Annotated in this window: 15 protein-coding genes; 5 read left to right on the top strand and 10 right to left on the bottom strand. The window is 74.2% G+C overall.

Annotation, left to right across the window (positions count from 1 at the left end):
• The first annotated feature begins 202 nt into the window (after positions 1-202).
• On the top strand, positions 203-1,201 hold the full coding sequence (gene trpS / locus ACWF9Z_RS13000) for a tryptophan--tRNA ligase (protein WP_453601089.1): 999 nt from the start codon (positions 203-205) through the stop codon (positions 1,199-1,201).
• A 99-nt stretch (positions 1,202-1,300) separates the two neighbouring features.
• Here trpS and proC read toward each other — a convergent pair whose 3' ends face one another.
• The 5 genes from proC to ACWF9Z_RS12975 all read right to left on the bottom strand — a co-directional run bounded on the left by proC (position 1,301) and on the right by ACWF9Z_RS12975 (position 4,850).
• Entirely contained in the window at positions 1,301-2,110 is an 810-nt protein-coding gene (proC, locus tag ACWF9Z_RS12995; RefSeq protein ID WP_453601087.1) for a pyrroline-5-carboxylate reductase, read from the bottom strand.
• A 125-nt stretch (positions 2,111-2,235) separates the two neighbouring features.
• Positions 2,236-2,973, bottom strand: a complete 738-nt coding sequence (locus ACWF9Z_RS12990) for an ABC transporter permease (RefSeq protein ID WP_453601084.1) — start codon at positions 2,971-2,973, stop codon at positions 2,236-2,238.
• Positions 2,970-3,833, bottom strand: coding sequence for an ABC transporter ATP-binding protein (locus ACWF9Z_RS12985; RefSeq protein ID WP_453601082.1), 864 nt, complete (start codon positions 3,831-3,833; stop codon positions 2,970-2,972). Before ACWF9Z_RS12985 ends, ACWF9Z_RS12990 begins: the two co-directional genes overlap by 4 nt.
• Positions 3,834-3,925: 92 nt before the next feature.
• Positions 3,926-4,468, bottom strand: coding sequence for a hypothetical protein (locus ACWF9Z_RS12980; RefSeq protein WP_453601079.1), 543 nt, complete (start codon positions 4,466-4,468; stop codon positions 3,926-3,928).
• Positions 4,469-4,547: 79 nt separating this feature from the next.
• Positions 4,548-4,850, bottom strand: a complete 303-nt coding sequence (locus ACWF9Z_RS12975) for a peptidase (RefSeq protein WP_453601076.1) — start codon at positions 4,848-4,850, stop codon at positions 4,548-4,550.
• 105 nt (positions 4,851-4,955) lie between these two features.
• On the opposite strand from ACWF9Z_RS12975, the gene ACWF9Z_RS12970 reads away from it, so the two are divergent.
• Positions 4,956-7,211, top strand: a complete 2,256-nt coding sequence (locus tag ACWF9Z_RS12970; RefSeq protein ID WP_453601074.1) for a serine/threonine-protein kinase — start codon at positions 4,956-4,958, stop codon at positions 7,209-7,211.
• A 106-nt stretch (positions 7,212-7,317) separates the two neighbouring features.
• On the opposite strand, the gene ilvD is transcribed toward ACWF9Z_RS12970, so the two are convergent.
• The 4 genes from ilvD to ACWF9Z_RS12950 all read right to left on the bottom strand — a co-directional run bounded on the left by ilvD (position 7,318) and on the right by ACWF9Z_RS12950 (position 11,942).
• Positions 7,318-9,171: a dihydroxy-acid dehydratase gene (ilvD, locus tag ACWF9Z_RS12965; RefSeq protein WP_453601071.1), complete on the bottom strand. Its 1,854-nt coding sequence runs from the start codon at positions 9,169-9,171 to the stop codon at positions 7,318-7,320.
• Between the two features lie 250 nt (positions 9,172-9,421).
• The gene (locus ACWF9Z_RS12960; RefSeq protein ID WP_453601069.1) at positions 9,422-10,042 is read right to left on the bottom strand and encodes a TetR/AcrR family transcriptional regulator; all 621 of its coding nucleotides are present in this window, start codon (positions 10,040-10,042) and stop codon (positions 9,422-9,424) included.
• Positions 10,039-10,959: a sugar phosphate isomerase/epimerase family protein gene (locus ACWF9Z_RS12955; protein ID WP_453601066.1), complete on the bottom strand. Its 921-nt coding sequence runs from the start codon at positions 10,957-10,959 to the stop codon at positions 10,039-10,041. The genes ACWF9Z_RS12960 and ACWF9Z_RS12955 overlap by 4 nt, the downstream gene beginning before the upstream one ends.
• Before the next feature lie 53 nt (positions 10,960-11,012).
• Positions 11,013-11,942, bottom strand: coding sequence for a Ppx/GppA phosphatase family protein (locus ACWF9Z_RS12950; protein WP_453601063.1), 930 nt, complete (start codon positions 11,940-11,942; stop codon positions 11,013-11,015).
• A 63-nt stretch (positions 11,943-12,005) separates the two neighbouring features.
• On the opposite strand from ACWF9Z_RS12950, the gene ACWF9Z_RS12945 reads away from it, so the two are divergent.
• Entirely contained in the window at positions 12,006-12,932 is a 927-nt protein-coding gene (locus tag ACWF9Z_RS12945) for a hypothetical protein (protein ID WP_453601061.1), read from the top strand.
• Positions 12,933-12,993: 61 nt separating this feature from the next.
• Here ACWF9Z_RS12945 and ACWF9Z_RS12940 read toward each other — a convergent pair whose 3' ends face one another.
• Positions 12,994-14,847: a hypothetical protein gene (locus tag ACWF9Z_RS12940; RefSeq protein ID WP_453601058.1), complete on the bottom strand. Its 1,854-nt coding sequence runs from the start codon at positions 14,845-14,847 to the stop codon at positions 12,994-12,996.
• 198 nt (positions 14,848-15,045) lie between these two features.
• Here ACWF9Z_RS12940 and radA point away from each other — a divergent pair, with 198 nt between their 5' ends.
• Complete coding sequence (gene radA, locus ACWF9Z_RS12935; protein ID WP_453601055.1) at positions 15,046-16,461, top strand: DNA repair protein RadA; 1,416 nt, start codon at positions 15,046-15,048, stop codon at positions 16,459-16,461.
• Positions 16,462-16,713: 252 nt separating this feature from the next.
• The gene (gene disA, locus ACWF9Z_RS12930; protein WP_215033185.1) at positions 16,714-17,838 is read left to right on the top strand and encodes a DNA integrity scanning diadenylate cyclase DisA; all 1,125 of its coding nucleotides are present in this window, start codon (positions 16,714-16,716) and stop codon (positions 17,836-17,838) included.
• Positions 17,839-17,967: the final 129 nt, after the last annotated feature.

Genomic DNA, 17,967 nt, shown 5'->3' with positions numbered 1-17,967 from the left:
CGGGAACCTGGACTCCGCATGCGCGCGGGCCCCACCTGGGGGGGGGGGCCGCCTGCCGGCGCCCGACCCTCCACACGAGCACGCATGCGCTCGACGGCCGCCGCCCACGGCGGCCGTTTTTCGTTCCTCCCCTCCCGGGAGTGGCTCGGTCGCCCGACGCGGTGGCGTCGACACCACACCGACACGAGCAGGGAGCAGGGACATGACGACGATCTTCAGCGGGGTCAAGCCGACCGGGCATCTGACGTTGGGTAACTACCTGGGGGCCGTACGGCAGTGGGTGGCGGCCGAGCAGCGGCCCGAAGAGGCGCTGTTCTGCGTCGTCGACCTGCACGCCCTCACCGTCGAGCACGATCCGGCGCGGGTGCGCCGGCTCAGCCGGCAAGCGGCCTCGCTGCTGCTCGCCGCCGGCCTGACGCCCGAGAAGTGCACGCTGTTCGTCCAGAGCCACGTCGACGAACACACGCGGTTGTCCTACCTACTGGAGTGCACGGCCTCCGACGGCGAGATGCGCCGCATGGTCCAGTACAAGGAGAAGGCCGCGAAGGCCCAGGCCGCCGGGGAGGGCGTGCGGCTGTCGCTGCTCACCTATCCCGCGCTGATGGCCGCCGACATCCTGGCCTACCGGGCGGACGAGGTGCCGGTCGGCGAGGACCAGCGCCAGCACGTGGAGCTCACCCGGGACCTGGCGGTGCGGTTCAACCAGCGGTACGGGCACACCTTCACCGTGCCCAAGGCGACGCATCCGTCCGTGGGCGCGCGGGTCATGGACCTGCAGGACCCGACCTCGAAGATGGGGAAGTCCGGGGACGCCGGGCCCGGGGTGGTGTTCATCCTCGACGAGCCGGAGGTCGTCCGGAAGAAGGTGATGCGGGCCGTCACCGACAGCGGGGACGACGGCGTCGTCTACGACCGGGTCGCACGGCCGGGGGTCGCGAACCTGCTGGACGTGCTCGCCGCGTGCACCGGGGGCGAGCCGGAGAAGCTCGCCGACGGGTACAGCGGGTACGGGGCGCTCAAGCGGGACGTCGCCGACGCCGTGGTGGAGCTGCTGCGGCCGGTGCGGGAGCGGCACGCGCGGCTCGCGGCCGACCCCGGGGCGGTGGAGGCGGTGCTGCGCGAGGGCGCGGGGCGGGCCCGGGCGATGGCGCGGCCCGTCGTCGACCGGGCGTACCGGGCCATCGGGCTGCTCGAGCCCTGAGGAGCCGCCTCGGAGGATCCGCCGTGGGGGGCCTCCGTGGAAGGTCCGTACGGGGCTGCGCGCGCAGCCCCGTACCGGCGCCCTGCCGGGATCCGGCCGTCAGCTGTTGCCGGAGGCCAGTTCGCGGCTGCGGTCGCGGGCCGCTTCGAGGGCGGCGATCAGGGCCGCCCGTACGCCGTGCTTCTCCAGTTCCACGATCGCGTTGATGGTGGTGCCGGCCGGGGAGGTGACGGCCTCGCGGAGCTTGACCGGGTGTTCGCCGCTGTCGCGGAGCATGACGGCGGCGCCGATGGCGGCCTGGACGATCAGGTCGTGGGCCTGGGCGCGGGGCAGGCCGAGGAGGATGCCCGCGTCGGTCATGGCCTCGACGAGGAAGTAGAAGTAGGCGGGGCCCGAGCCGGACAGGGCGGTCGCCGCGTCCTGCTGCGATTCGGGGACGCGCAGGGTCTTGCCGACGCTGCCGAAGACCTCCTCGGTGTGCAGGAGGTGTGCGGCGGTGGCGTGGCTGCCGGCCGAGATGACGGACATGGCCTCGTCGACGAGGGCCGGGGTGTTCGTCATGACGCGGACGACGGGGGTGCCGGCGGCGAGCCGCTCCTCGAAGAACGAGGTCGGGACGCCGGCCGCGCCGCTGATGACCAGGCGGCCGGCGGGGACGTGCGGGGCCAGCTCGTCGAGGAGCTTGCCCATGTCCTGCGGCTTCACCGTGAGGATGAGGGTGTCGGCGCGCCGGGCGGCCTCGGCGTTGGAGACGGCCTCGACTCCGTAGCGGGCGACGAGCTCCTCGGCGCGCTCCGGGCGGCGGGCGGTGACGAGGAGCTTCGAGGCGGGCCAGCCGCCGCGGATCATTCCGCTGAGCAGAGCCTCGCCGATCTTGCCGGTACCGAGGACTGCGACTGTCTGGGTCATGCCCGATCCACCTCGCCGAACTGTTGGTGCGTGTACGCGCGCCGCGTGTGCGGTGTCCGCGTGGTCATCCTTGCACCCGTGCGCGCGACGGCGGGGAGGTGTCCACGGTCCGGTCGCGGGGCCGGTCAGGGAGTGCGGCGGCGCAGGGTGGCGGCGCCGAGGGCGAGGACGAGGAGCGCGCAGCCCGCGACGACGACGGTGTCGCGGACGAAGTCGGCGGTCATGTCGGTGTGGGTGAGGACCTGGGTCATGCCGTCGACGGCGTAGGACATGGGCAGGACGTCGGAGATCCCCTCCAGGACGGGCTGCATCGTGGAGCGCGCGGCGAAGAGGCCGCAGAGCAGGAGCTGGGGGAAGATCACGGCCGGCATGAACTGGACGGCCTGGAACTCGGACGCGGCGAAGGCGGAGACGAAGAGGCCCAGTGCGGTGCCGAGGAGCGCGTCGAGCAGGGCGACGAGCAGCAGCAGCCACGGGGAGCCGACGACGTCGAGGCCGAGGACCCACAGGGCCACTCCGGTGGCGAGCAGGGACTGGACGACGGCCACGGCGCCGAAGGCGAGGGCGTAGCCGGCGATGAGGTCGCCCTTGCCGAGCGGCATGGCCAGGAGGCGTTCCAGGGTGCCGGAGGTGCGCTCGCGCAGGGTGGCGATGGAGGTGACCAGGAACATCGTGATCAGCGGGAAGATGCCGAGGAGGCTGGCGCCGATGCTGTCGAACGTCCGCGGGCTGCCGTCGAACACGTAGCGCAGCAGGATCAGCATCAGGAGGGGGACCAGCAGCATCAGGGCGATGGAGCGCGGGTCGTGGCGCAGCTGGCGCAGGACGCGGGCGGCGGTCGCGGTGGTGCGGGCGATGGTCATCGGGTGCTCCCCTGGGCGGCGTCGGTGCGGGCGCCGGTGGCCGCGGCGTCGGTGGTGGCGGTGTCGGTGCGGGCGTCGTCCTCGGCCGGGCGGGCTGCGGCGTTGGCTTCGTCGACGAGGCGCAGGAAGCCCTCTTCGACGGTGTCGGCGTTCGTACGGGTGCGCAGGGCGTCCGGGGTGTCCTGCGCGAGGAGGCGGCCTTCGCGCATGAGGAGCAAGTCGTGGCAGCGCTCGGCCTCGTCCATGACGTGGGAGGAGACGAGGAGCGTGGCTCCGCGGGTGGCGGCGATGTCGTGGAAGAGGTTCCACAGGTCGCGGCGCAGGACGGGGTCGAGGCCGACGGTCGGCTCGTCGAGGACGAGGAGCTCGGGGCTGCCGAGGAGGGCGACCGCGAGGGAGACCCTGCTGCGCTGGCCGCCGGAGAGGTTCCCGGCGAGGGCGGTGGCGTGGGAGGTGAGGTCGACGTCGGTGACGGCCCGGGTGACGGTCTCGTGGCGGCGGTCCGCGGCGGCCCGGCCGGGGTCGAGGACGGCGGCGAAGTAGTCGAGGTTCTGCCGGACGGTGAGGTCGTCGTAGACGGAGGGCGCCTGGGTGACGTAGCCGATGCGGGAGCGGAGCTCGGGGTGGCCGGCGGGGCGGCCGAGGACGTCGAGGGTGCCGGTGACGTGGGCCTGGGTGCCGACGACGGCGCGCATGAGGGTGGATTTTCCGCAGCCGGAGGGGCCGAGGAGGCCGGTGATGCGGCCCCGGGGGACGTCGAAGGCGAGGGCGTCGAGGACGGTGCGGGGGCTGCGGCCGGTGCCGCGGCGAACGGTGAGGTCGCGGGCGTGGACGGCGGCGGCCGCTTGGTTATTCATCATGTGATGAATAATGCTCCCGGCGGTGCCCGTGTGCAAGCCTCGGGGCACGCGGCCGGGCTGCTTCTCGCGCTGGGGGGCGGCGGGTGGCCGGGCTACTTCTTGCGCTTGGGGCGGCGGGTGGCCGGGTTGCCCGTGCGGGAGCTGCGGCGGCGGGCGAATTCGGCCGCGGCGCGCTCGTACTCGGCGCGGCGCAGCTTCTCGCCGGGAGCCTCGACGAAGCAGCGCAGGAAGTACGCGATGAGGCTGCCGATGAAACCGATCGCCTTGAGGCCCTTGAGGGCCGCCTCGTCCGAGGAGGGGGCCGCGCGGCGGCTGAAGGAGTCCCAGGTCTTGGCGAAGGCGATGGAACTGGCGATCGCGAAGAGGACGACGACCGAGATGCTGAGGAACGCGCCGACGTTCCCGATCTCCAGGCCCTCGTAGGAGAGGCGGAGCAGGTAGGCGCCGGCGACGGCGACGAGCAGGGAGGCGACGGCCATGCCGGCGCGGCGCAGGGCGTAGCCGCCGTCGTGGTGCACCCAGGTGGTGCCGAAGAACCGGATCGGCTCGGGCTGGGGGCCGGCGGGTGCGGGCGCCTGGGCCGGGGCGCCGGCGGCCGGCTCGGCGGGGGTCTGGTCTCGCTGGTCGTCGCTCACACCAGCGATTATCCCCCGCCGGCCGGAACGGGCCCGGGGCGTCTCACGGGTCAGAACGCGCGGATCGCCCGGATGGACGTCAGGCGCAGTGGGTGGCGACGTAGCCGTCGCTGCCCGTCTTCACGTAGGCGTCGGCGACGAACTCGCCGTTGCCGACGCAATCCCAGATGTTCGAGGTGCCGTACGGGCCGGACACGTTCGTCCCCTCGCACTGGCAGCGGATCGAGACGTAGGCGCCGAGCGGCAGGACCCGGGTGACCGAGTAGTTGGTGCCGGGGCCGCTGCGGACGTTCACGCGGTAGCCGGGCGCGACCGGAAACTGCGGGAATCCCGACCCCGAGGCAAGGCTCTGGACTTGGCTGGAATCACTCTCAACGGACATGCGAAATCTCCCCCTTGGTCGTTGCACTGCGCAACTCGCGCAGGGTAGCAGGACCTTGGAGTTTGGCCGGGGCCATCGACTAGGCTCCGGCGGGGGTGGTGACCGGTGCATTCGCTGCGCGCGGACTACGCGGGGTTTCCGGAGTATGCCGGGCAGTACCGGCTCGAATCCGTGCTCGGCTCCGGCGGCATGGGTGTCGTCCACCTGGCCACCTCCGGGTCGGGGCTGAAACTCGCCGTCAAGATCGTCCACGCCGAACACGCGGTGGATCCCGAGTTCCGGGCCCGCTTCCGCCAGGAGGTCACGGCCGCCCGGCGGGTGAGCGGAGCGTTCACCGCGCCCGTCGTGGACGCGGACCCCGATGCCGAGCGGCCCTGGATGGCCACGCTGTTCATCGACGCCCCCACGCTCGCCGAGCGGGTACGGGAGCGCGTGCTCGAGCCCCGGGAACTGGCCCGGCTCGCCGCCGGACTCGCGGAGGCCCTGCGGGACATCCACCGGGCCGGGGTCGTGCACCGGGACCTGAAGCCCAGCAACGTGCTGATGGCCCCGGACGGGGTGCGGGTCATCGACTTCGGGATCTCGCGGCCCGCCGACAGCGACCTGCGGACCGAGACCGGGAAGCTGATCGGGACACCGCCCTTCATGGCGCCGGAGCAGTTCCAGCGGCCCCGGGAGGTGGGGACCGCGGCCGACGTGTTCGCCCTCGGGGCGGTGCTGGTGCACGCGGCGACCGGGCGGGGGCCCTTCGACTCCGACAGCCACTACCTCGTGGCGTACCAGGTGGTGCACAGCGAGCCGGACCTCACCGGGGTGCCGCGGCGGCTGGTCCCGCTCGTCGCGCGGTGCCTGGCCAAGGATCCGGCCGAGCGCCCGAGCGCGGACGAGCTGATCGCGCAGCTGCGGGCGGTGGCCTACCCGACGGACGAGGACACCCAGGCCTTCATTCCGCAGCCGCGCCGGCCGGCGGCCGAGGAGCAGGCCACGCACCGGCGGGACCGGATCGCCCTTCCGGGACAGGGACAAGGAGAGGGACAAGGAGAGGGACAGGGACAGGGGCGCGGCCGGGGACGGCTGCGGGGGCCGTCACCGGCGGCGGGTCCGCAGGCCGGAACGGCCGCGGACGCGGCCGCGGACGCGGACGCGTCGACGGTGCGCGGGCGGCGGCGGAGGCGGCTGGCCGTCGCGGCGGGGCTCGGGCTGCTGCTGGCCGGCGGTTCCGTGGGCGGCTACCTGTGGATGTCGCCCGGCGCCCCGTCCGGTACTGGGGCCGCTTCCGGGCAGCTCGCCGCTCCGCGGGCCCCCGCTGAGCGGCAGGCCCCGCCGTGGTCGGTGCGGCTGGGCGAGCGCGGCGCGGCCTGCTCCTGGCAGGCCCCGGCCCTGTACTGCTCGGGGCCCGAGTCGGCCGCGGTACGGCTCGACCCCGCCGACGGGTCGACGGCGTGGTCCGTACGGGCGACCGCGCCGGACTCCCGGCCCGCGTCCGACAGCGCGCCCCTGCCCGGGGACGGGGTGGTCCTCGCCGTGGCGCCGGGCAGCGAACTGCTCCGGGCGCTGGATCCGGCGACGGGCGCGGAGCGGTGGAACCGGGCCCTGCCGAGCGGCGCGCACGCCCTGCCCGCGGGCGGCCACGTACTGATCACGGCGGTGGACGGCACGGTCGTCGCGCTGGATTCCGCGACGGGGGCCCAGCGCTGGTCGAAGCGGATCGGCGGGGTCGGCTCCGTGTGGTGGGGCGGCGCCCAGGAGGCGGGCGGGCCCGCCGCGGTGTACGTGGCCACGCCCGACAAGGACGGCAGGAGCACGCAGCTCTCGGCGGTGGACCCGGCGAGCGGGGCGCCGCGCTGGCAGGTCCGGTCGCCGGGACTGCTGCATCCGGTGGGTGCGGCGGGCGGCGGGATGTACCTGCTGGACAACGACGTGCAGGCCAGGACCGGGGCGGTCGTCCGGGTGGACCTCGCCACCCGCGCCGTACGGCGGGTCCAGCTCGGCTCCCCGCTGTACGAGACGCAGGCGGCGGTGGGGCCGGACGGGGTCGTGTACGTGTTCGGGGCCACCGGCGCCCTCGTGGCGGTGGACGCCACGAGGGAGGCGTGGCGGCTGGAGACGGGCGTGGCCCTGGCCTCCCGGCCCGTGTTCGCCGACGGCCGGGTCTACCTGAGCGCGTCGGACGGGCGGCTGATCGCCGTCGACGCGGGCGCCGGGCGGCTGCTGGGACAGACGAAGCCGCGGATCGGGGCCGGGAAGGACACCTTCGCGGCGACGCTGCCCTCGCCCTCGGTCGGGGGCGGGCGGGTCTACGCCTCCGCGCCCGACGGGACGGTCTTCGCGGTGGCGGCCGGGGATCCCGCCGGCTGGTGAAACGGGTCCGGCCCCGCCCGACGGGGTCGGACGGGGCCGGCAGGCCGCACGTCCCGGCGCCCGGGACCGTGGACGGGCCCGGGCGGCGGGGAGGAGCCGTGGTGGGTCAGCGCTCCAGCAGGGAGACGTCGCGGACCGCGCCCTTGTCGGCGCTCGTCGCCATCGCCGCGTAGGCGCGCAGGGCCGCCGAGACCTTGCGCTCGCGGTTCTTCGGGGCGTAGACGCCGCCCAGGGCCTCGCGGCGGGCCGCGAGTTCCTCGTCGGAGACCAGCAGGTCGATCGAGCGGCTGGGGATGTCGATCCGGATCCGGTCGCCGTCCTCGACCAGGGCGATCGTGCCGCCCGAGGCCGCCTCCGGGGAGGCGTGGCCGATGGAGAGACCGGACGTGCCGCCAGAGAAGCGGCCGTCGGTGACCAGGGCGCAGACCTTGCCGAGGCCGCGGCCCTTGAGGAAGGACGTCGGGTAGAGCATCTCCTGCATGCCGGGACCGCCGCGCGGGCCCTCGTAGCGGATGACGACGACGTCGCCCGCCTTGATCTCCTTGCGGAGGATCTTGTCGACGGCCTCGTCCTGCGATTCGCAGACGACGGCCGGGCCCTCGAAGGTCCAGATCGACTCGTCGACGCCGGCGGTCTTCACGACGCAGCCGTCGACCGCGATGTTGCCGCGCAGGACGGCGAGGCCGCCGTCCTTGGAGTACGCGTGCTGGACGGAGCGGATGCAGCCGCCCTCGGCGTCGAGGTCGAGGGTGTCCCAGCGCTCGGACTGGGAGAAGGCGGAGGCGGAGCGCTGGCAGCCGGGGGCCGCGTGCCACAGCTCCATGGCCTCCTCCGAGGCCGTGCCGGAGCGGGCGTCCCACGTCGCGAGCCAGTCCTCCAGGCCGTCGGAGTGGACGCTGGTGACGTTCTTGTTGAGGAGCCCGCCGCGGTGCAGCTCGCCGAGGATGGCGGGGATGCCGCCGGCCCGGTGGATGTCCTCCATGTAGTACGTGCCCCCGGGCGCGACGTTCGGCGCGACCTTGGACAGGCACGGGACCCGGCGGGAGACCTCGTCGATGTCCGTGAGGTCGTAGTCGAGTCCGGCCTCCTGCGCGGCGGCGAGGAGGTGGAGGATCGTGTTCGTGGAGCCGCCCATGGCGATGTCGAGCGCCATGGCGTTCTCGAAGGCCTCGCGGGTCGCGATCGAGCGCGGAAGGACGGAGTGGTCGTCCTGCTCGTAGTGGCGCTTGGTGATCTCGACGATCGTGCGGCCGGCGGCCTCGTACAGGGCGCGGCGGGCGGTGTGCGTCGCGAGGACCGAACCGTTGCCGGGGAGGGCGAGGCCGATGGCCTCGGCGAGGCAGTTCATCGAGTTGGCGGTGAACATGCCCGAACACGAGCCGCAGGTGGGACAGGCGTTCTCCTCGATGCGGAGGACGTCCTCGTCGGACACGTTCTCGTTGGAGGCGTCGACCATGGCGTCGATCAGGTCGAGCTTGCGGACGGTGCCGTCGACGAGGGTGGCCTGGCCGGCCTCCATCGGGCCGCCGGAGACGAAGACGACCGGGATGTTGAGGCGCATGGCGGCCATCAGCATGCCGGGGGTGATCTTGTCGCAGTTCGAGATGCAGATCAGGGCGTCGGCGCAGTGCGCCTCGACCATGTACTCGACCGAGTCCGCGATCAGGTCGCGGGAGGGCAGCGAGTACAGCATGCCGCCGTGGCCCATGGCGATGCCGTCGTCGACCGCGATGGTGTTGAACTCGCGGGGGACGGCGCCGGCGGCGAGGATGGCGTCGGAGACGATGCGGCCGACCGGGGCCAGGTGGGTGTGGCCGGGGACGAACTCCGTGAAGGAGTTGGCGACCGCGATGATCGGCTTCCCGATGTCCGCACTCGCTACGCCCGAGGCGCGCATCAGCGCACGTGCGCCTGCCATGTTGCGGCCGTGGGTGACGGTGCGGGACCTCAGCTCGGGCATCGGGTTCACTCCCCATGAGTGCGGCGGCGCCACACGGCCCGCCGCGCTGTGGATATGGCTCGGTTACGAGGCTACGCCTCTTGCCCGCGATGCGGACGCCGCGTCCGGATGGCGGGACGGGGTGATCAGCCCTCGGTCACGGCCGCGGTCAAGTCCGGTCCTCCCCGGTCGTCCCCGGTCAAGCCCGGTCCGGCCCGGTCGTCCCCGTTCGTCCGGGGCCGCACTCGGACCTTCCCCCGTCCCTCCCGGGTCATTCCTCGGTCAGGTAGCGCTGGAGGGTCGGGGCCACCAGGGCGATGATCTCCTCCGGATCGGCGGACGCCAGGGGCTCGACCTGGACCACGTACCGCAGGAGCGCGATGCCGATCATGTGCGAGGCGGCCAGCTCCGCGCGGAAGGTGGGGTCGGGGACGTTCAGGTCGGCGGCGACCCGTTCCAGGACGCGGCGCAGGATCAGCCGGCGCAGGACGGCGGCCGCGGCCTCGTGGGTGAGGGCGGAGCGGATGACGGCGAGGAGCGGGGCGCGGCTGACCGGGTTCTCCCAGATGCCCAGGAAGTAGCGGGCGAGGCGTTCGCCGATGCCGTCCGGGCCGGAGCCGATGATCTGCGGGACGACGAGGGCGGGCTCCATGCTGAGCTCGATCGCGGCGGCGAAGAGCTCGTCCTTGCTCCCGAAGTAGTGGTGCACCAGGGCCGGGTCCACGCCGGCGGCCTTGGCGATCCCGCGCACGGAGGTCTTGTCGTAGCCGCGCGCCGCGAACTCGGAGCGGGCGGCGAGCCGGATCCGCTCCTGGGTGCCCGGGCCCTCGTCGGCCTCGTCCTGGCGGGGACGGCCGGGGCCGCGGCGGGGGCGCTCGGCGGGGACCGTCACGGGCGGGCCGCGGGGGAGGCGGGGGGCGTCGGCCGGGTGGACGCGGTGTCCGTGGATCCGGTGCCCGTGGGCCCGGTGTGCGTGGAAGCGGTGTCCGTGAGCCCGGTGCTCGTGGGCGAGGCGGCGAGGTGGAGGCGGGTGAAGGCCAGGGCCTCGGCGAGGTCGGCCTCGCGCTCCGCGGAGGACATCGCGCGGCGGGTGTTGACCTCGATGACGACATGACCGTCGAAGGAGGTCGCGGCGAGCCGCTCCAGCAGCTCGGCGCAGGGCTGGCTGCCGCGGCCGGGGACGAGGTGCTCGTCCTTGGCGGACCCGTTTCCGTCGGCGAGGTGGACGTGCGCGAGCCGGTCGCCCATCCGGTCGATCATCGCCATCGCGTCGGTCCGGGCGGTCGCGGTGTGCGAGAGGTCGACCGTGAAGTGGCGGTAGTCGTCCTTGGTGACGTCCCACTCGGGCGCGTACGCGAGCATTTCGCGGTCGCGGTAGCGCCAGGGGTACATGTTCTCCACGGCGAAGCGGACGTCGGTCTCCTGCGCCATCCGCCAGATGCCGGAGACGAAGTCCCGGGAGTACTGGCGCTGCCAGCGGAAGGGCGGGTGGACGACGACCGTGGTCGCGCCGAGCCGGGTCGCCGCCGCCCGGGCCCGCTGGAGCTTGGTCCAGGGGTCCGTGGACCAGACGCGCTGCGTGATGAGGAGGCAGGGGGCGTGGACGGCCAGGATCGGGACCTGGTGGTGGTCGGAGAGCCGGCGCAGCGCGTCGACGTCCTGGCTCACCGGGTCCGTCCAGACCATGACCTCGACGCCGTCGTAGCCGAGGCGCGCGGCGATCTCGAAAGCGGTCGCCGTCGACTCCGGATAGACGGAGGCGGTGGAAAGGGCGACCTTCGCGGTCGGGATCCGGACTGGTTGTGCCACGGGGACAGGTTACGGGGCGGACCACCTCCGGGGCGTCCCTCCCCCGGAGCCGGTTACGTCGGAAGGTGGTCGAGCCGGCGGAGGATGACGCCTTCGCGCAGGGCCCACGGGCAGATTTCCAGGGACTCGACGCCGAGGAGGTCCATCGCGCCCTCCGCGACCAGCGCCCCCGCGAGGATCTGGTTCGAGCGGCCGTCGGAGACGCCGGGGAGCGCGGCCCGCTGGGCCGTGGTCATCGCCGCCAGCCGCGGGACCCACTCCTCCAGGGACTTGCGGGTCAGGTCCCGCTGGACGTACAGGCCGTCGGCGGAGCGGGCCGCGCCCGCGATCCGGGCCAGCTGCTTGAAGGTCTTGGACGTGGCGACCACCCGGTCCGGGGTCCCGAAGCGGTTGAACTCGCCGGCCTTCCGGGCGATCTGCGCCCGCACGTGGCGCCGCAGGGCGCGGATGTCCGACGGGTCGGGCGGGTCGCCCGGCAGCCAGCCCGCCGTGAGGCGGCCCGCGCCGAGCGGGAGGGAGACCGCCGCGTCGGGGTCCTCGTCGATGCCGACGGCGATCTCCAGCGAGCCGCCGCCGATGTCGAGGACCAGCAGCTTCCCCGCGGACCAGCCGAACCAGCGCCGCGCGGCCAGGAAGGTCAGGCGGGCCTCGTCCTCACCGCTCAGGACGGCGAGGTCGATGCCCGTCTCGGCCTTGACCCGCGAGAGGACCTCGTCCGCGTTCCTGGCCTCCCGTACCGCGCTGGTCGCGAAGGGGAGCACGTCCTCGCAGCCCTTGTCCTCGGCGGCCTGCGCCGCGGCGGCGATGACGGAGACCAGCCGCTCGACGCCCTCCGGCGTCACCGCACCGTCCCCGTCGAGCAGCTCCGCCAGCCGCAGTTCCACCTTGTGGGAGTGCGCCGGGAGCGGACGCGCGCCGGGGTGTGCGTCGACCACCAGCAGATGGACCGTGTTCGAACCCACGTCAAGGACACCGAGTCTCATGGGGGGAAACGCTACTGGGCCGGAGGCGTAGGGGTGGAGTAAGGGGCGCTTAGGCTGGGGTTTGTGCCAAATACGAAGAAGGCCAACAAGTCCACGTCCCGGTCGGACAGCCTCCCGGACGGCTCCGCGGGCAGCCCGGCGGAGAAGACGAAGCCCGGGAAGCAGCCGAAGGCCGCGAAGCCGGCGAAGCCCGTCAAGCCCGTCAAGCCCCCGAAGCTCTCGAAGGCCGCCCGGGCCGCCGACGAGAAGGGGCTCAACTTCCCGCGGGCCTGGGTGGAGTTCCCCGATCCCGCCGACGACGAGCAGGTCTTCCGCTGCGACCTGACCTGGCTGACGTCGCGCTGGACCTGCATCTTCGGCAGCGGCTGCCAGGGCATCCAGGCCGGCCGGGCGGACGACGGCTGCTGCACGCTCGGTGCCCACTTCTCCGACGAGGACGACGAGAAGCGGGTGGCCGGACACGTGGCGCGGCTCACGCCGGAGCTGTGGCAGTTCCACGACGTCGGCAGCGAGACCGGCTGGACGCAGCACGACGACGACGGGGAGAAGCAGACCCGGCGCTGGGACGGTGCCTGCATCTTCCTGAACCGTCCCGGCTTCCCGGCCGGAGCCGGCTGCTCGCTGCACATCCTCGCCCTGCGCGAGGGCAAGGAGCCGTTGGAGACGAAGCCGGACGTGTGCTGGCAGCTGCCGATCCGGCGGACCTACGAATGGATCGACCGGCCCGACGACACGCGCGTGCTGCAGGTGTCGATCGGCGAGTACGACCGGCGCGGCTGGGGTCCGGGCGGCCACGACCTGCACTGGTGGTGCACCTCGGCCACGTCCGCGCACGGCGCCGGTTCCCCGGTCTACGTGTCGTACCGGGCCGAGCTGACGGAGCTGATGGGCAAGGAGGGCTACGACGCGCTCGTGCGGCTGTGCGAGGAGCGGCTGTCCTCGCTGCTGCCGATGGCGCCGCACCCGGCCGATCCGGCCCCGCCCGCTTAGGGGGTGGCCGGGCCCGGGCCTGGGTCCGGGTTCAGGCCCGGGCTTGGGCCCGCGTCCGGGTTCAGGCCGGGGCGCCCGCTCCCGTCGACGGGTCCGGGCTCTGGTCGGGCGACTGCGCCGGAGACGGTGTCGGCGTGGGCGTGGGGGTCGGCGTGGGGGTCGGGGTCGGGGTCGGCGTGGGGGACGGTGACGCCGGCGGGGTCGGTGACGCCGGCGGGTCGGTCGGGGTGGGCGCGGGAGTGGGCGTGGCCGCGGGGCGGCCGCGGCCCTGGATGGAGATCACCGCGCCGCCCGGATCCACGCCGACCCGGGCCGACCAGGCCCCGACGGGCTGGGTCTGCGGGTCCACGTCGATCCTCAGGGTGACCGATTCTCCTGGCGCGAGCCGCCCCGCGGTCCGGCTGGCGCGCAGCCACGGACCGTCGGACCACAGCCGCCAGTCGACCGGTGCTCCGCCCCAGGCCGTGAGGGTCAGCAGGGTGGTCGAGCCGTGCGAGGAGGCGGTCGCGGTCAGCCGGCCGGGGGCGCCGGGGGTGGCGGACGGCGGTGCGCCGCTGCTGATGACCTCGACGGAGACGTCGGGGGCGGCGGTGCCGGTGGCGAAGTCCGGGCCGTCGGTGACGGGGGCGGTGTTGCCCGCGTTCTCGTAGGCCGTCAGCGGGCGGCCGTCGGTGCGCGGCGGCGGGAGTTCCGCCTCGCTCGCCGAGATGCGGGTGGCTCCGCCGACGGACTCCCCGGTGTTCGGGGCACCCCGGTACGCCGCCCACAGGGCCAGCACCGGCGCCGCCACGACGGTGGCGACCACGGTGGTGGTCACGGCGCGGGCGCGCAGCCGGTCGCGGCGGGCCGCCCGGTCCTTGGGATCCATGGGGAAGCCGGTGCGGTTGAAGCGCGGGCCCGACCCGGGGACCCGGCGGCCGCTGCCGGAGCGGAGCATCGCGACACGCACCGCGGTGCGCGGGGCGGGGACCAGCGGGAGGGCTGAGGCGGTGTCGATGCCGCCCGAGCCGGGCCAGGGTCCGTCGGCGCCGACGCGCTCGGCGACGCGGCGGCAGCGCGGGCAGTCGTCGACATGGCGGACGAGCTCGGCGCGCAGGGAGGAGGACAGCAGCAGGTTCCCGTCCCCGCCGCCCTCGCCGTCGTCGCCGGTGAGCCGGGAGACGGTCGGACAGCTGCCGGTCTCCACGACGGCGAGGGCGGCGCGGGTGCGCTCGACCTCGCAGGCGGCGCCGGAGAGCAGTTCGCGGGCCGCGGCCGGGGGCGTACCGAGGACGGCGGCGAGTTCGGGGACGCCGAGGCGGTGGCGGACGGCGAGTTCGAGGGCCTCGCGCTGCTCGGGCGTGGTGCCGGCGGCCTCCGGCCAGGCGAGGCGGGCGAGCTCGGTGCGGCGGTAGGCCGATACGTCGAGTCCGCCGGCCGGGACTCCGGCCGCGGACGCTGCGTTCGACGCGGCGTTCGACGCGGCGTTCATGTCGGCGGCCGCGGTCCCCGTGGCGTGCACCGGAGCCGGACCGGGCACCCGGTCGCGGCCGGCACGCTCCGGTGCGCGCCGGGCGGAATGCGCTCCCGCGTAGCCGTGGCCGTAGCCGTGCCCGCGCCGTGTACGGCGTCGCTCGGCCAGCCGGCGCAGGCAGGCCCAGCGCGCGAGGGCGTACAGCCAGGCCCGCCGGTCCCCCTCGTCGGGGCAGCGGCCCGGATGCCGCTCGGCGACGGCCAGGACGTCGCCGAGGACGTCGGTGGCGGTGTCGTGGTCGCACAGGACGGAGAGGCAGTACGTGAACAGACCGTCCAGGTAGGGCTCGTGGCGAAACGGCGGCTGTTGCTGTTCCGCCCCGGTCCCCTCGGTGGGCGTGCGCCCGTGCGCCCGGTGTGCGCCGGTGCGCGAAGCGGGGTCTCCCTGGTTGCTGCTGTTCACTTGGCGACCGTAGGCGGCACGCCGGTGGCGCTCCGGAAGCCTTACCCGGTTTTAGCCCTTACGGGTGAACAGATCGGGCTTGTGCTGACACCGGCCCTGACGCCGTCCGCCCTCTCCGCCCCGGAGCGGACCGGATCGGACCGGAACGGACCGGCACCGCCCCGGGCGCTGTCGGTGGCGGCGGCTACGGTGGGCCGCATGGCTGCCCGTACATCTCGTTCATCCGCCAAGGACCGGCCGTCCTACCGCTGCACCGAGTGCGGGTACGCCACCGCCAAGTGGCTCGGCCGGTGCCCCGAGTGCCAGGCCTGGGGCACCGTCGAGGAGGTCGGCGGCGCGCCCGCCGTGCGGACCACCGCGGCCGGCCGGGTCACCACGGCCGCCGTGCCGATCGCGCAGGTCGACGTACGGACGGCGACCGCGCGCAGCACCGGCGTGAGCGAGCTGGACCGGGTGCTGGGCGGCGGCCTCGTCCCCGGGGCGGTCGTGCTGCTCGCGGGCGAGCCGGGCGTCGGCAAGTCGACGCTGCTGCTCGACGTCGCGGCGAAGGCGGCCAGCGACGAGCACCGCACCCTGTACGTCACGGGCGAGGAATCGGCGAGCCAGGTGCGGCTGCGGGCCGACCGGATCAACGCGCTCAGCGACCATCTGTACCTCGCGGCCGAGACCGACCTGTCCGCCGTGCTCGGGCACCTCGACGCGGTGAAGCCCTCACTGCTGATCATGGACTCCGTGCAGACCGTCGCCTCCCCCGAGATCGACGGGGCGCCCGGCGGCATGGCGCAGGTCCGGGAGGTGGCCGGGGCGCTGATCCGGGCCTCGAAGGAACGCGGGATGGCCACGCTGCTCGTCGGCCACGTCACCAAGGACGGGGCGATCGCCGGCCCGCGGCTGCTGGAGCACCTGGTCGACGTCGTCCTGAGCTTCGAGGGCGACCGGCACGCGCGGCTGCGCCTGGTGCGCGGCGTGAAGAACCGGTACGGGACCACGGACGAGGTCGGCTGCTTCGAGCTCACCGACGAGGGGATCAACGGCCTGGCCGATCCGAGCGGGCTGTTCCTGACCCGCCGCGCCGAGGCCGTCCCCGGCACCTGCCTGACGGTGACGCTGGAGGGCAAGCGCCCGCTGGTCGCCGAGGTGCAGGCGCTGACGGTGGACTCCCAGATCCCCTCGCCGCGCCGGACCACGTCCGGGCTGGAGACCTCGCGCGTCTCGATGATGCTGGCGGTGCTGGAGCAGCGCGGCCGGATCACGGCGCTCGGGAAGCGGGACATCTACTCCGCCACCGTGGGCGGCGTGAAGCTCACCGAGCCGGCCGCGGACCTGGCGATCGCGCTGGCGCTGGCCTCGGCCGCGAGCGACGTGCCGCTCCCGAAGAACCTGGTCGCGATCGGCGAGGTCGGCCTCGCGGGCGAGGTGCGGCGGGTGACGGGCGTCCAGCGGCGGCTCGCGGAGGCGTACCGGCTGGGCTTCACGCACGCACTGGTCCCGGTGGACCCGGGCAAGGTGCCGGCCGGGATGAAGGTGACGGAGGTCGCCGACATGGGTGACGCGCTGCGGGTCCTGCCGCGCGGGCGTCCGCGCCCTCCGGCGAAGGAGCGGGCCGCCGAGTAGTCCCGGAGCCGGGCGGCGCGGCGGCGGCGCGGCGGCGGCGCGGCGGAGGCGCGGCGGGAGGGGAACGGCGGCACCGCCAGGGGCCGGCGGCGACCGGCCCGGCCGGACTAACCGCAGGTCAGAGAGGCCGTACGGGGTCCTCGTGCCGCGATGCGCGCCAAGGCACCGCGGGTGCCGGGGCCGCGCCGGTAGACTCCGGGATGGTCCGCCCGGCCGTACGCAGGCGGTACAACCCGCGACCGGAGGAGTGCAGTGGCAGCCAAGGACGGGGCAGCAGCATCCGGAAAGTCGGGCGCGAGCTCCAAGCAGGAGGCCATGATGCGCGCCTCGCTGAGCGCGGTCGCGCCTGGTCAGCCCTTGCGCGACGGCCTGGAACGGATCGTCCGCGGCAACACCGGCGGGCTGATCGTCCTCGGCATGGACAAGTCCGTCGAGGCGATGTGCACGGGCGGCTTCGTCCTGGACGTGGAGTTCACCGCGACCCGGCTGCGTGAGCTGTGCAAGCTCGACGGCGCGCTGATCCTGGACAAGGACATCACCAAGATCCTGCGCGCGGGCGTCCAGCTGGTGCCGGACGCCTCCATCCACACGGAGGAGACGGGCACCCGGCACCGGACCGCGGACCGCGTCTCGAAGCAGTGCGGGTTCCCGGTGGTGTCGGTGTCGCAGTCGATGCGGCTGATCGCGCTGTACGTGGACGGCGAGCGGCGCGTGCTGGAGGAGTCCGGGGCGATCCTGTCGCGGGCGAACCAGGCACTGGCCACGCTGGAGCGGTACAAGCTCCGCCTGGACGAGGTGGCGGGCACGCTGTCCGCGCTGGAGATCGAGGACCTGGTGACGGTCCGCGACGTCACGGCGGTGGCGCAGCGGCTGGAAATGGTCCGCCGGATCGCGACGGAGATCGCGGAGTACGTCATCGAGCTCGGCACGGACGGCCGGCTGCTGTCGCTGCAGCTGGACGAGCTGACGGTCGGGATCGAGCAGGAGCGGGAGCTCGTCATCCGCGACTACGTGCCGGAGCCGACGCCGAAGCGTTCGCGCACGGTGGAGGAGGCCCTGCCGGCCCTGGACGCGCTGACGCATCCGGAGCTGCTGGAGCTGGCGATCGTGGCGAAGGCCCTGGGGTACACGGGGTCACCGGAAACGCTGGACTCCGCGGTGTCCCCGCGGGGCTACCGGCTGCTGGCGAAGGTTCCCCGGCTGCCCGGGGCGATCATCGAGCGGCTGGTGGAGCACTTCGGCGGACTGCAGAAGCTGCTGGCCGCCAGTGTGGACGACCTGCAGACGGTGGACGGCGTGGGCGAGGCACGGGCGCGCAGCGTGCGCGAGGGCCTGTCCCGCCTGGCGGAGTCCTCGATCCTGGAACGCTACGTCTGAGACGCGGCACGGACGGGGGGGGGGGGGGGCGGGGGGCCGGGCGCCCCCCCCGGGGGGGGGCGCCCCCCCCCGGCGCGGGGGGGCCCCCCCCCCCCCCGCCGGGGTGTTGCTACAGCGCTCGGGGACCCC

Source organism: Streptomyces sp. NPDC054961 (genome assembly GCF_053609145.1).
The sequence above is the reverse complement of the archived record's forward strand: the minus strand, read 5'-3'. Positions and strand labels throughout refer to the sequence as shown.

Excerpts from the sequence above, each read along its gene's own strand:
- ACWF9Z_RS12990 (WP_453601084.1), bottom strand. The coding sequence starts at position 2,973 with ATGACCATCGCCCGCACCACCGCGACCGCCGCCCGCGTCCTGCGCCAG.
- trpS (WP_453601089.1), top strand. The coding sequence starts at position 203 with ATGACGACGATCTTCAGCGGGGTCAAGCCGACCGGGCATCTGACGTTG.
- ilvD (WP_453601071.1), bottom strand. The coding sequence starts at position 9,171 with ATGCCCGAGCTGAGGTCCCGCACCGTCACCCACGGCCGCAACATGGCA.
- ACWF9Z_RS12985 (WP_453601082.1), bottom strand. The coding sequence starts at position 3,833 with ATGATGAATAACCAAGCGGCCGCCGCCGTCCACGCCCGCGACCTCACC.
- ACWF9Z_RS12950 (WP_453601063.1), bottom strand. The coding sequence starts at position 11,942 with ATGAGACTCGGTGTCCTTGACGTGGGTTCGAACACGGTCCATCTGCTG.
- proC (WP_453601087.1), bottom strand. The coding sequence starts at position 2,110 with ATGACCCAGACAGTCGCAGTCCTCGGTACCGGCAAGATCGGCGAGGCT.
- ACWF9Z_RS12975 (WP_453601076.1), bottom strand. The coding sequence starts at position 4,850 with ATGTCCGTTGAGAGTGATTCCAGCCAAGTCCAGAGCCTTGCCTCGGGG.
- radA (WP_453601055.1), top strand. The coding sequence starts at position 15,046 with ATGGCTGCCCGTACATCTCGTTCATCCGCCAAGGACCGGCCGTCCTAC.